Annotated in this window: 7 protein-coding genes; all 7 read right to left on the reverse strand. The window is 44.2% G+C overall.

Features of this window, described 5'->3' with window-relative positions; translation table 11 throughout:
* Positions 1 to 109: 109 nt before the first annotated feature.
* Positions 110 to 1,549, reverse strand: coding sequence for a proline--tRNA ligase (proS, locus tag LG34_RS11480; protein ID WP_109216179.1), 1,440 nt, complete (start codon positions 1,547 to 1,549; stop codon positions 110 to 112).
* A gap of 398 nt (positions 1,550 to 1,947) precedes the next feature.
* A complete protein-coding gene (locus tag LG34_RS11485; protein ID WP_109216180.1) occupies positions 1,948 to 5,799 on the reverse strand; it encodes a MucBP domain-containing protein in 3,852 nt (1,283 codons plus the stop codon).
* Between the two features lie 152 nt (positions 5,800 to 5,951).
* Positions 5,952 to 7,175, reverse strand: a complete 1,224-nt coding sequence (locus tag LG34_RS11490) for a J domain-containing protein (protein WP_109216181.1) — start codon at positions 7,173 to 7,175, stop codon at positions 5,952 to 5,954.
* Between the two features lie 113 nt (positions 7,176 to 7,288).
* Positions 7,289 to 9,019 (reverse strand): Hsp70 family protein, encoded by a 1,731-nt coding sequence (locus LG34_RS11495; RefSeq protein WP_109216182.1) that lies wholly within the window; start codon positions 9,017 to 9,019, stop codon positions 7,289 to 7,291.
* Between the two features lie 146 nt (positions 9,020 to 9,165).
* Positions 9,166 to 9,786, reverse strand: coding sequence for a flavodoxin family protein (locus LG34_RS11500; RefSeq protein ID WP_109216183.1), 621 nt, complete (start codon positions 9,784 to 9,786; stop codon positions 9,166 to 9,168).
* Positions 9,787 to 10,104: 318 nt separating this feature from the next.
* Positions 10,105 to 13,302: an AAA family ATPase gene (locus tag LG34_RS11505; protein ID WP_109216184.1), complete on the reverse strand. Its 3,198-nt coding sequence runs from the start codon at positions 13,300 to 13,302 to the stop codon at positions 10,105 to 10,107.
* A partial coding sequence (locus tag LG34_RS11510; protein ID WP_181369353.1) for an exonuclease SbcCD subunit D occupies positions 13,299 to 13,809 on the reverse strand: 511 nt, incomplete at its 5' end. The genes LG34_RS11505 and LG34_RS11510, both read right to left, overlap by 4 nt.

Here is a 13,809-nt window from a genome sequence, read left to right on the forward strand (position 1 = left end):
AGAAAAACGTCTCTGCGTTTTTCCCGCCAGATTTGAGTCACAAAATGACATCTTCCTCTGCAAATCTGTGCGATCTCCTATACTGAGGATCAGCTGTTTTTGCTGATTCCTAGTATGCCTTACCCCAGTAAACCAGTTTTTTCGCTGGTTTTCCACAGCATACGCATACATCAGAAATATGCTCCTGATCGTTAAACGGCATACATCTGGATGTTGCTGCTGTCTCTTCTTTAATCTTGTCCTCGCATGCACGGTCTCCACACCACATACCACGGATGAATCCCGGTTTATTTTCTACTGCGTCACAGAACTCGTCATAGTTGTGAGCATCTGTAATATGTGCATCACGATGTGCTTTTGCACGCTCGAACATGTCTTTCTGAATGGTCTCTAATAACTCAGGAACTACATTCTCTACTTCATCCAGAGAAACAACTGTTTTTTCACGTGTATCACGACGAACCAGTACACACTGATTGTTCTCAATATCTTTCGGTCCTAACTCTACACGGATCGGAATACCACGCATCTCCTGCTCAGAGAATTTCCATCCCGGACTCTTATCAGAATCATCTAATTTTGCACGGCATACTTTGCCCAAACGCTCCTGAATCTCCTGTGCTTTCTCCAGAACACCTTCTTTTCTCTGCTGGATCGGGATTACCATAACCTGTGTCGGTGCAATGTGCGGCGGCAGAACCAGTCCGGAATCATCGCCGTGAACCATGATAATGGCACCGATCAGACGTGTGGTCATACCCCAGGATGTCTGATGTACATACTGTAATTTGTTCTCTTTGTCTGTATACTGGATGCCGAATGCTTTTGCAAATCCATCGCCAAAGTTATGACTTGTACCGGACTGCAGTGCTTTTCCATCATGCATCAGTGCCTCGATGGTGTAAGTAGCCTCAGCTCCTGCAAATTTCTCTTTCTCTGTCTTCTGTCCGCGGATGACTGGCATAGCCAGTACTTCCTCACAGAAATCTGCATAAAGGTTCAGCATCTGTACTGTACGTGCCTCAGCTTCTTCAGCAGTTGCGTGAGCGGTATGACCTTCCTGCCATAAGAACTCTCTGGAACGAAGGAACGGACGTGTTTCTTTCTCCCATCTTACAACGGAACACCACTGATTGTATACCTTTGGCAGATCGCGGTAAGACTGGATATCATTTTTATAAAAATCACAGAATAATGTCTCCGATGTCGGACGTACGCAGAGACGCTCCTGCAGCGGGTTTAATCCACCGTGTGTTACCCATGCAACTTCCGGTGCAAATCCTTCCACGTGATCCTTCTCTACATTTAAGAGGCTTTCCGGAATAAACATTGGCATGTATACATTCTCTACACCGGTCTCTTTAAAACGACGGTCAAGCTCTTTCTGAATGTTCTCCCAGATCGCATAACCTGCCGGTTTGATGACCATGCATCCTCTGACGCTGGAATAATCGGTTAATCCTGCTTTTTTTACTACATCTGTGTACCACTGTGCAAAATCCACATCCATAGATGTAATGGCTTCTACTAATTTTTTGTCCTTTGCCATGACTGTATCTCCTTTACACTTATTTAAGATAGAAAAAGCCGGAAATCCAATCCCTCATAGGGACCGGAATTCCGGCGGTACCACCCTGCTTATATGCATTATGCTGCATATCCACTCAATACCGTTAACGCCGGTTCTACGCCATACTCATCGCATGGGGCTCAGGGCTCGGTTCCAAATGTTCCAAACAAGGATGTCGCAGCATACATGCATCACATGTACATCCTCTCTCTGTAGAATTTCCCACCTGTACTATTTCCCGTCACAGCTGATTTCTTATTATATGTCTTTTCTAATTGAAAAACTGTAATCAACCGTTATTCTAAGCGAATCTGACGGGAATGTCAAGAGAGTGTTTCGCGCTTCAGCGTATGCGCTGCCTCAGAAACCGTTCTTTCCTATCTGCCTGTTCTTCTTTTCTGACCGTAAACAGTCACTCCTGCAGCGGTTCCTCCCACTGCAAAGAGAATAAACCATACCAGCATACGATTATCATCTGCTGTCTTTGGAGATTTCTTCTTTGTAGTTTCTGCCTTATTTGCCGCTTTTGTATCCGTTGTCGGTGTAGTCTTTGTATCATTACCGTTGGATCCAGTCGGTTTGTTGTTATCTGTGTCTCCGGTAGCAGGTGTAGGATTTTTCTTATCATCGGAATTACTATCCTGCTTTTTGTCTGTCAGTTTTGCAACGACCGTCTGTTCTTTCGTAACTTCCACAAAACCATTCTGTTCGATATAATATTTACCACAGTCTTCACAATACCAGTATTCTACATTTCCTTCTGCGGTCTTGGTAGCTGCTTTTGCTTCGACAAATTTCAAACCTTCATGAACGCTCATATTGTATACACCATACTGTTCACCACAGATCACGCACTCTGCTTTCTTCACGCAGGTCGCACTTCCTCCGGTATGTTTACACTGATAATCACAAACTTTGCATGCACCATCTTCCCAGTCATGCGCTTCGCTTGCAGATACCTGTGCGTCACAGCAATCATATACCTGTCTGTGATCTGATTCGGTCTGTACCCATACTACTTTTCCACTATGTTTAGAAGGATCTTTTGCAGTATACTCCTTGCCACAGTTTTCACAGATAGCTCCGCTGGTACAGGTTGCCTCTCCGCCGCTATGTACACATACATATCCACAGGTCTCACAAACGCCATCTTTCCATTTGTGATTTTCTTTTGCTACTGTCACTTTGCCACAGCAATCATATTTCTTCTCATGGGTTGTTGCTGTCTGTGCCCAGTTTTCCATTCCGGTATGATGATGCGCATCTACTTCTCCATACGGAAGTTTACAGATTATACAAATTGCTTTCTCGGTACAGGTCGCTGTTCCTCCGGTATGATTACATCCATATCCACAGGTACTGCAATGACCATTTTCCCAAATATGATTCTCAGCTGCAGAAACTTCTGCGCCACAGCAGTTATATTTTTCCTGATGTGTTGTCTCTGTCTGTACCCATTCAACACTTCCGCTGTGATTTGTCGGATTCAGATCACCATACTCTTTCTGGCATTCGGTACAAACTGCTTTCTTTGTACAGCTTGCTTCTCCACCGGTACAATTTTTGGTTTCCTCTTTTGTACAACCCTGTGCGGTACACTTGCGTGTATGTGTGCCGTCACCATTGGACTGCCACTCGCCATAGGTATGCTCTGCTTTTGCTTCTGTAATGATCTGACCACAATCTTTACAGGTTACAGCTGTCGTACAGTCACCATCGTCTGTTCCGCTGTGTTTTGTCTTTGTACTTGTTGCTTTACATCCCTCATTTTCGCAAACTTTCCAATGATAGGTGTCATCTTTTAACCACGTATCACCGAACTTATGACTTGCCTGTGCCGGGAATGTCTTATGACAAACAGAACAGGTAGATTCTTTTGTACAATCGCTGCTGTCTGTTGTGTGATTTTTATTTACCGTAATAGTCAGATAAATACTATATCCGTCTTTGTCTGACAGCGCAATTTTCTGTACACCATCTGCTGCTGAAACAGTATAGTAACCGTCTTCACCTGCGGTCAGTTTTTTGCCATCAACTGTCACTTCAGTATAAGCAGCAGAGGTTACTTTAAATTTTGCATTTTCACAGTAAGTACCATTATTTTTGATGCCGTCTACCACAGTATTCGCATCTATTGTGCTGTAATAATAAGTGACTGTCTGGGTTCCTGCTGTATACTTACCTTTTTCACTGCCTTCTTTGCTTAAAAGTGTATATCCGGACGGAATCTTTATATTTGCAGGTACTTTATAACCGGTGCCCGGTGTACCCTGAAGTGTAATTGCCTCACGTAATGGCTGCTTGCTGTCTTTCAATAAATACTGAACAACTACTTTTCCTCTTGTCGTAGATACAGCTGATCCTGTAAAACTTGCTTTATCTACAAGGATCATTGTGGTATATGCCGGTACATTTACAGTAGCTCCGGAAATCTCTCCAAGAGATACCACACCTGCACTTTCGCCATTTGCAATAATTACCCATTCAGAATCTGCATCTGCGTTTGGAATAGTAATCTGTTTGGCAGCATCTGTCTCGTTATTTAATACTGCCATGCTATTCCATTCACCGGCAGCTTTTGTTGTATTTGTCAATACATATGCCTCTTTGGAAGCTATATCCTGACTCCTGGCAAGCGGTGAGAATGCTTTTCGAATATCCATCAGACCTCTGTAATAAGATACTACATCGGCAAATTCTGCGGAATCCTGCCATTCAACCAGATTACTGTCTTTCAGTGATGTTCCATTGACACTGTTACACATTTCTTCTCCGGCATCCATATATAAGGTTCCCGGTGTTGCATATTTCATTGCTGCTGTCTGTTTATAAATTTTTACTGCTTTTTCGTTTCTTTCTCCATAATCACTGCCACCGATATTGTTGATGATCGTATCATAGAGAGAAGTTTTGTTCTGGCGATCGGCTTTTTGATAGTCGTCACCCCAGATCACCAGATTGGAATCTTTCTTCGCCAGTCCTGTTTTTATTTCTGATAACCAGTCGTTTTCTCTTGTGCTGTTTCTATCCCTTCTTGTATTAACGTTACTGATCAGATCAATAGAAAATCCATCTACATGATATTCTTTTGCCCAGTATGCCATGGAATCCACAATATAATTCCGATACATCGCACGCTCTGTCGCACATTCATTATCATAATCCGTAGTTGTATAATAGGTATAACCATTTGCACTATCTCGCCATACCATTCTATAAAAATATCCCGGAACTGTTTTCTCCAATACAGAATCTTTCGGAGAAACCGTATGCGTATATGGCATTTCCATCACAACAGAAATACCGGCTTTGTGCAGTGCCTGAATCATTTCTTTGCATTCTTTTATAACAGTCTTGCTGTCTGACTTTTTCGAAGCATAAGAACTTTCCGGAACATTAAAGTTCTGAATATCATACTCCCCGTATTCGTCAGTGGAAGCAAAATCTGCAAACGGTGCAAGCTGTACGGTTGTAACACCCAGTTCTTTTAGATAATCAATACCGGACACCAGTTCACCCGCACTGTTTACCGTTGCACCCGTTTCTGTAAATGCACTGTATTTTCCGCCGCCTGTTGTACCGGAAGCCGGATCTGCGGAAAAATTCTTCACACTTACTTTATAAACCGTGTTTGCCTTTGCTGTATCTACATACACATGTCTGTCATTGCTCCAACCATCCGGAGATACGGTAGACGGATCTATAATATAAGACCTCTTTCCGTCTTCACTGGCAGCAACACCATATGGATCTGCTGTCTGATATTTATTAAAAGTTGATCCACTAACGTTTCCATTTACATCCACATAACGAATATCTTTTGCATTTGTAATTGTATAGTCATAATAATAGTCATCCCATCTGCCTACAAGTGTTATTTCCCATGCACCGGTCCATCTTCCATTTCTAAGCAGTTTTTCCAACACATATGTGCCTACTTTAAATGCATTTTCATCTTCATTACTTCCAGTTGTATAGATATTAACTTTTACATCTGTTGCAACCGGAGCCCACACTACAAACTCTGTAGATGTTTTTTCGTATGTTACACCAAGTTTTTTTCCGTATGCATCTTCATCATAGAAAAACAGCTCATCAATTGTTGTATTCGCTGCTTCATCGAAGTAATTATTTACCCTGTAGGACGATGCCCTTCCGTCTACAACACTGCCGGAAAATACCATTCCCACTGCCAGCGCCACTGCCATAATCTTTTTTAAATATTTCATAAGCTCTCCTTCCTCTTGTCGTACTTTATCCGCAATATTTCAGAAATATTACAAAAAGCATTACATTCTGTCACTATTCTACAACAAAATGTACAAAAAAAAATGCCATTTGCATGAAATGACATTTTTACGACATGAACGATATATTTTTCTTATTTTTTTCTCCTGAAACTGCTCATTTTTTTGATGATCGCAACGATTCCGACACCGATGATCCAGATAATTCCCATCAGGAAAAGGAATACTGCAAGTACCGTTCCCCCATCTGATCCCATCAGTGGAGCATAAAAATCTCCCATCAGTATGACAAACTGAGAAATCATCAACAATAACGCAACCATCGCCTGTGCAAACAGTCCGGAATGATTCTTATACAACTGACGATATAAAATAAACATCAATGCAATCACGATCACTACAACAAACAGAAATCCAAACAAATTTCCTGCACCGGTTCCCGGTTTTGCTGATCGTGTACCTGCGCGGATACCGGCGATTGCTGCCACCGGCAGAACCCCCTGCCAGAATCCAGCTCTCTTTTTCTTCATCCCACGTTTATCATCCAGTACATAATAGAGTTTTGCCGCTTCCTCGTACATATCCGCCGGGTTCAGTCCACGGAAACGATAATACTCAATAATATGATCATAGATCATTGGTTTGAGATGACTATCTGTCAGCATATCTGCAAAATATGCCATAAACGCCGGTTGCTTTAATGCGGTCTGATATTCCGGTTTCTGGAAAAACTGTTGAAACAGCTTTAATTTGTGGCAATATGGTGGTTTTAGCAACATTTCCATCTCAACTAGAGCTTTCTGAATCAGCAGGATCAGGCGTTGCTCATCCTTCCGCTCATTTTCCTCAATTACTTCGTCAAAATCATACTGTGGCGCAGGATCCTGCTGTGCAGATTCACTCTGAGATTCCCATACAGTCTGATTTTCTGCATTTTTCTCCGCATAATCTTCTATGCCATAATCTTCTGTCACTTCCTGATATTCACCCTGCGCTTCTGCTTCTGTGCTATCTGTACTTTTCTCTGAAGTATTCGTATTCTGTTCTGTACCTTCTAATTCTTCCTCTGAAAATGTACCCTGATGATTGCTTTTGGGTGTTACTTTCTCTGCTGCTTCTCCAACAGATGCATCTTCTGCTTCCATCGTTTTGGGTTCCTGCTCCGGATTTCGTCGTTCACTTCTCTGTCCACGGCTCCGTCTGCGCAGCGTCATATATGCCTCATGGATCTGCTGAAATTCATCCGGATGCTCCTCTGGGTGATACTTTTTGGATAAAGCTGCATAGGCTTCCTTTATCTCCTCCTGTGAACTTCCCCGTTTGATATGTAAAATCTCATACGCTTCTGATTCATACATCTGACTGTCTCCTCCAAAAGTGTCTGTGTTTTCTTGTTCTTTCTGATCTGTTTATCGTAATTGACGCTTTCTATCTCTGGTCTGACGATTCCAATTCGTTTATCTAAAACAGATTACGTTTCGCCATCGTCATCATCGCTCCACTCAGGGAAATCCAGTTTTCCCTCAAATGGATCATAATGCTCCAATGACGCAATCATATGTTCTAAAAATTCCCGATATTTCCGAATCCTGCGCGGATCCTGTTCTGCCAAAGTACTTTCAAAATTCCGGATATGATACATCAACCTGTCTCTGGTTTCAGGTAACGCTTCTTCATAAAGTGCCTGCAAACGCTCCAGAATCAGTTGATTCTCTGTCATATCTTTTGGATGTACTTTCAGTTTTTCAAGCTGCTTCATCCGTTTGGCAATCTCTTTTTCATCCATGTTCTGAGACAGCACTTTTTTCACACTTTTTCCTGTGGATACAACCGTTACTTCCACTTCCAGTATTCCGTTAATATCGTAAGTGAAGCGGACATCAACCGACTCCATACCTTTCTTTTTCTTCGGAACCGCAACTGTGACCACCCCCAGCTGCACATTGTCCTCCGCATATGGTTCTTCTCCCTGCAAAATTTCAATTTTCACTTCGCTCTGATAATCAGCAGCAGTAGAAAAACCGCGTATTTTGGAACATGGCAAAATAGAATTACGCTCAATGATCGCACTCATATATGGATGTTTCGGATCTGCTTCATTATTCACCCCGGTACCTAACGTAAACGGGCAGATATCCGTCAGAATATAATCCCTCACTTCATCCTTACGCTCCATGACACCGCACACCAGTCCAAGTCCCCGGGCAATCAGCTGATCACTGAAACCAGTTACCAGAGGTGTCTGATCAAAAAGCTGCTCCATGTAAGACTGTACCAGCGGCATCTTTCCGGAACCGCCTGCCAGAATCACGGCATCGATATCTTCCACTTCCACACGACTGTCCCTCAGGGCACGCCGAAGCACCGTCTGGATCCGCTTCCAGACGGCAGAACTTTCCCGCATCATCCGCTCGTTTGTATACACGCTCTGATATGTCTGTCCGCCAAGCACCGCAGTCATTTTCACTTCCTTCTCCGTGGATAAGGCGATTTTGCATTTTTCCGCCTGACGGAGCAGGATCGCGTACTCCTTTTCACTTAAGTTTCCCCGCTGAAGCTGATGTTCTCTCAGGAAACCTTCTGCAACGGCTTCGTTGAAATCATCGCCACCCAGATGATTGTCCCCGGAAACTGCCAGAATATCTACCATAGTATCAAAGCAGTCTACAATAGAAACATCCAGTGTACCGCCTCCGAAGTCAAACACCAGAAAAAGCTGCTCATTTTGTGTATCAAAATAAGAAGCCAATGCTGCCGCACTCGGCTCATTTACAATTCTTTTTACATTGACACCGGCCAACGCACCCGCACGTTTCGTTGCCACACGCTGTTTATCGTGAAAATATGCCGGAACCGATATGATCACGTCCTTGATTTCTTCGCCCATGTATTCTTTCGCATCCTCCACGATAGCACTGACAAGAAATCCGGACAATTCCTCCGGCAAAAATGTTTTCCCGCCAAGGTTGTATTTCTGATCGCTTCCCATATTCTTTTTGAAAGAAAATGCAGTATCCTTCGGATGTGTGATCAGACGTTCCTTTGCAATCTGCCCCGTCACAACACTGCCATCCTCTGTCACGCTGACCACGCTGGGCGTCAGAAATGATCCAAAACGGTTTGGAATCAGTTCTACTTTCCCGTTGCGGTATACTGCTCCAAGAGAATTCGTTGTCCCTAAATCAATTCCTAAAATCGCCATTTTTCTTCCCGTCCCTTTAACCTGTTAGTCTTTTTAACCCGGTTACTGTCCATCAGGATCAGATCAAAACTGTTTCCCGACATCTGCTGCCACAATTTGCAGACTGATATTTCCCATTTCTACTGTTCCCCTTTAAACTGCATCATCTATCTGATAAAGTTTGTCTTATAATCACGTTCGGTCTGCGGTAACGCCACACCTGCTGCCTTTCCTGCTTCAAAACATTTCAGCATCCATGCCATATTTCTTGCAAGATTTCGCATGGTCTGCAGACCTTCTGCATCTTCTTCTGCTTCTCCCGGAACTGCTCCATGAACCTGATTCCAGTATGTAGAACCGACCACCGGCATCTGACAGATTCCAAAATACTTGTTCATTGCATCAAAAGATGCTGTCGTACCGCCACGACGTGCTACCGCTACGGATGCTCCCGGTTTAAACGCAAAGGATGCTCCACTGCTGTAAAATGCGCGGTCCAGAAATGCCATGATCCGTCCACTTGGATGTGCATAGTATACTGGCGTTCCAAATACAAAACCGTCTGCTTCTTTTGCTTTTGCAGTAAACTCATTTACTTTATCATCGTCAAAAACGCATCCTTTTTCTGAACATTGGCCACATCCCAAACAGTCACGCACCGGCTCTCCACCGATCTGAAAAATCTCATATTCAATGCCTTCTTTTTCCAGCTGTTTTCCTACTTCTAATAAAGATCTGTATGTATTTCCATTGGCTTTTGCACTGCCATTTAACATTAAAACTTTCATGTTCTGCTCCTCCTGTAAAATATTCTGTTTTTACTTATCTTTTGCTTATATAAATACTATAAATATTGTTTTCAAAAAGTACCACTATCATGGTTGTTTTTGCATTCATCTGCTTCCCTTTATTTGTTTGCATGATTTATGCACATCTTATAACATAATACCGATATTCCTGTTATTTTTCAACTAATCCCGGGGATTTTAACATAAAACCTCCGGGATTATTATTGATATTATTGAATCATTAAAAAATGTTGAACACTTAATTATCTTGCATACAACCTGAAATTTTAAGAATCAACTCTGTCTACTGCAATATGCTTAACTGATCTGCCAACGCACATGGCTTCCGTTTTCGTCCTTACTTACGATAAGCTGATCGTCAATCTCCTGCTTTAACTCCGTCACATGGGAAATGATACCGATGAGTTTGCTTCCGCCTGCCATCTCCTGCAGCACACGCACTGCCTGATTTCTGGAATTTTCATCCAGAGAACCAAATCCCTCATCGATAAACATCACGTCCAGATGAATTGCCGCGGAACTTTCCTGAATCTGATCCGCCATACCAAGTGCCAGTGACAATGCCGCCATAAAGGACTCTCCACCGGATAAGGTACGCACTTCCCGCACTTTTCCGGTAACAGCAGAATACACCATCAGGTCAAGACCATGGTTTCTGCCTTCACCGGCTTTTTCCAGATCATACATCCGCAGTTCAAACTGTCCCGCAGACATTTCCAGGAAACGCCGGTTTGCCGCATACAGAATTTTCTCCAGATACTGCCGCTGCACAAAGGTTTCCAGATCCATACGGGAACCGCTGACATTGCCTGCCAGACGGTTGTACAGTTCATTGATCCGCTGATGCTGCGCCAGAATCTGCGCACGGTTTTCCATTTTTGGCTTCAAAATATCATAAGCTGCACAGTCAGTCCGTGTATACTGATTCCATTGCTCCTGTTCGTTTCTCAGGTTCTGCAACTGATTTTCAGCTTCTTCACGCTTCTGCATGATTGCTTCCAGATCCGGTTTTGGCTGCTCTCCGATCTGCTCTTTTGCAGAAGTGTAGATGCCCTGCGCCCGCGCCAGTTTTTCTTTGTAGACATTGATTTCCTGCTGAAACATTTCTGCGTCTTTTGCAGTATACTTCTGTGTCAGTTCCTGCCATTTTTCTTCCGTCAGATCACGTTCCGTCAACAATGCCTTGTATTCCGTCTGGCGCTGCCTCCGCGCTTCCACCAGCTTCGGGAGTTCCTCCCGATAGCGGTGTTCCAGCACCTGCACCTTATCCAGCGTCTGTCGCGCCTGCTCCGTCAGCTTCGCTGCCTTCGCATAGGCTTCATCCGCTTGCATCTTGGCTCCATTTACGCTTTCTAACTCACGCTCTGCCTCTTCTTTTGATGCAAAGGTAAGCAAACCGGTGAGATTTTTTAATACCGCACGGCTGCTCTCAAGCTCTGTCTGTACGCTCTGCTGATGTACCTTTGCTTTCTGTAATGCTTCTTCCAGCTGCACTTTTTCAGCTTCTGCATTCTGTAACTGATTTTGCACCTTTTCCAGCAGTTTCACATCTGCCAGCAGTTCTTTTCCTTCTAATTCCAGTTCTTTCTGACTGGCATCTACGACCGCCTCTACCAGGGCAAGTTCCATCATTTCCGGAATTTCTTGCAAGCTGTCCTGCATATGTCCGAACAACTTTTCAACCGCATTTTTTGCAATCAGTTCTTTTTCCTCTGCCAGCGCGCCTGCTGCATGTGCCCTCAGTGCACATGTCTCCTGCTCTGCCCGCAGTTTCTCAATTTCCAGACTCATCTCATCCAGTTTTTCCCGGGTGATCTCGCTGTGTTCCTCTGCAAGTTCGCAGGGAGCTGGATGCTCCACGGAACCGCACACCGGGCATGGCTGCCCCGGCTTTAACTGTTCCTTTGCGAGCAGTCCCGCCTGCATGTTAAAAAAGATCTGACGCATGGTTTCGTATCTGCCGTGTGCTTCCTGATAGTTCTTGCTTGCATCCGAAAATTCTTTCTGCTCAGCTTCTACGATTTTCTTCTGCTTTGTCGATTCCGCATGGAGTTTCTTTGCCTCCTGCACTTCCTCTGCTAATGCTTCTGCTTCTTTTTTCTGATTTTCCCAGTAAGCCAGCTTCGTCGGCGCATCTTTTTTAGCTTCCTCCTGCGCTTTCCACTGCTGAATCTGTGACTCTAATTGTTTCTGCTTTTCTTCTGCCTGTTTTGCTTCCTGTTCTGCTGACTTCTGCTCCGCTTCTTTTTTCTGTATCTGCGCTGTCACATCTGCAATCTTCCGGAAAGTTTCCAATGCCTGATTGACGCGCTCTGCCACACGGTTGTATGCCGCATTCTGCTTCTGCTGTTCCGCTCCGGTTGTTTTTTCCTGTTCGGCTGCTTCCTGTACATTTTTCAATAATTCTGGCAGCTGCTGTTCACAATTTTGCAGTTCTTTTTCGGTGTTTTCAATTAATTGCATGCTATCCTGCAAACGTTTAAAACCACTCTGAATCTCATAAGCACTGCGAATCTGTCCGGTCAACAGTTCCTGTTTTTGCATCTGCTCTGCCTCCGCTTTGCATTCGTCCAGAACAGTCTTTGCCTGCTCCAGCTGCTGATACACCTGTAAAAGCTGTTCTGCTTTGGCAAACTTCTCCTGCGCCTGGTTTCGTTCCTGCTCTGCCGCCTGCAACTGCGCCTTGATCTCCTGCTGCTTTTCCTGCAAATATGCGCACAACTGCTCCAGTTCTTCCAGCAGCTGCTCCATATCGGTCACAAGAAACTGTTCCGAACGGATTACTTTTTCTTTGATTTCCTGCACGATGTCCGCACGCTCATACTGTTCCGGAATTTCGATATGCCCGGCTTCCGTCTGGCACTCGGTACGGATCACGGCGATTTCCTGCTGTTTTTCCTTGCGGCGTTGTCCAAGTTCCTCCACAATTTTCTGATACGGCTCCGTGTTGAACAGTTTTCGGAAAATCACTTTTTTCTCATCGGATTTTGCCCGCAGCAATTCCATAAATTCCCCTTGGGCGATCATAGCAACCTGCATAAACTGTCCCTTGGTCAGTCCCAGAATCTCCACCAGTTTCTCATCCGTTTCCTTCTTATTCTGGGAAAATTCTGTCTGATCTGGTAAAATCAGTGAAACGGTCTCTTTTTCTTCTTTCGTTCCGGTTCCACGTTTCAACGGACGGATATGCCGCGGGGTTCTTCTCACCGTATAAACCTGTCGGCTGGCGCCATCCCCTTCGGAAAATGTCAACTCCACGAAAGGATCTAACTCCGGCTTTGCATACTGACTCTGCAATTCGTTTCCGCTTTTTTTATTTGTGCCGGAACTTGCTTCCCCATACAGGGCAAACACAATCGCATCAAAAATTGTTGTTTTACCCGCACCTGTATCGCCCGTGATCAGAAATAAATTCTGCTCCGGCTTTTCAAAATCAATGGTTCCCGGTTTTACATAGGAGCCAAACGCCTGCATCGTTAATTTCAATGGTTTCATTCTGCCGCACCTCCCGTAAACACCGTGTTCACCACATCCTGTAAAATCTCTTTTTCCTCATCTGTAGTATCACCTAAAAATGAACAACAGGTGTCAAATGGATCAATTTTTTCCTGCGCTTTCCATGCCTCCGCATACTCCCGCTGCGTCAGCATTTCCCGACGGATTTCTAATAAATATGGAAACGCTGCACGAATCCGATCCTGCGTGTCAAAATCCGGTTGATCTGTCAGTGTTACAGATACATAATCCACGCAGGACTGCGCCAGCACTTCCTCTGTACTTCCTTTCAAAACCTTAATCTCACGCAACGGTTTTAACGGAAGCACCCGTGTCTGCACCTCGCCTTTTGCTCCAAGTTCTACTTCAATCACACCTTTTTCCTGTCCTGCCTCACTGACGGAGCAAGCCAATGGCGTACCGCAATAACGATAATATTCACTTCCCACTTTCATTGGTTTATGAATGTGTCCCAATGCGGCATAATCAAACACCTGCAATACTTCC

This window comes from Eubacterium ramulus, assembly GCF_003122485.1.
GTDB classification, from domain to species: domain Bacteria; phylum Bacillota; class Clostridia; order Lachnospirales; family Lachnospiraceae; genus Eubacterium_I; species Eubacterium_I ramulus_A.

What these genes read in the sequence shown, in the direction of transcription:
- LG34_RS11500 (WP_109216183.1), bottom strand. Translation starts at nt 9,786, where the DNA reads ATGAAAGTTTTAATGTTAAATGGCAGTGCAAAAGCCAATGGAAATACA.
- LG34_RS11495 (WP_109216182.1), bottom strand. Translation starts at nt 9,019, where the DNA reads ATGGCGATTTTAGGAATTGATTTAGGGACAACGAATTCTCTTGGAGCA.
- proS (WP_109216179.1), bottom strand. Translation starts at nt 1,549, where the DNA reads ATGGCAAAGGACAAAAAATTAGTAGAAGCCATTACATCTATGGATGTG.
- LG34_RS11505 (WP_109216184.1), bottom strand. Translation starts at nt 13,302, where the DNA reads ATGAAACCATTGAAATTAACGATGCAGGCGTTTGGCTCCTATGTAAAA.
- LG34_RS11485 (WP_109216180.1), bottom strand. Translation starts at nt 5,799, where the DNA reads ATGAAATATTTAAAAAAGATTATGGCAGTGGCGCTGGCAGTGGGAATG.
- LG34_RS11490 (WP_109216181.1), bottom strand. Translation starts at nt 7,175, where the DNA reads ATGTATGAATCAGAAGCGTATGAGATTTTACATATCAAACGGGGAAGT.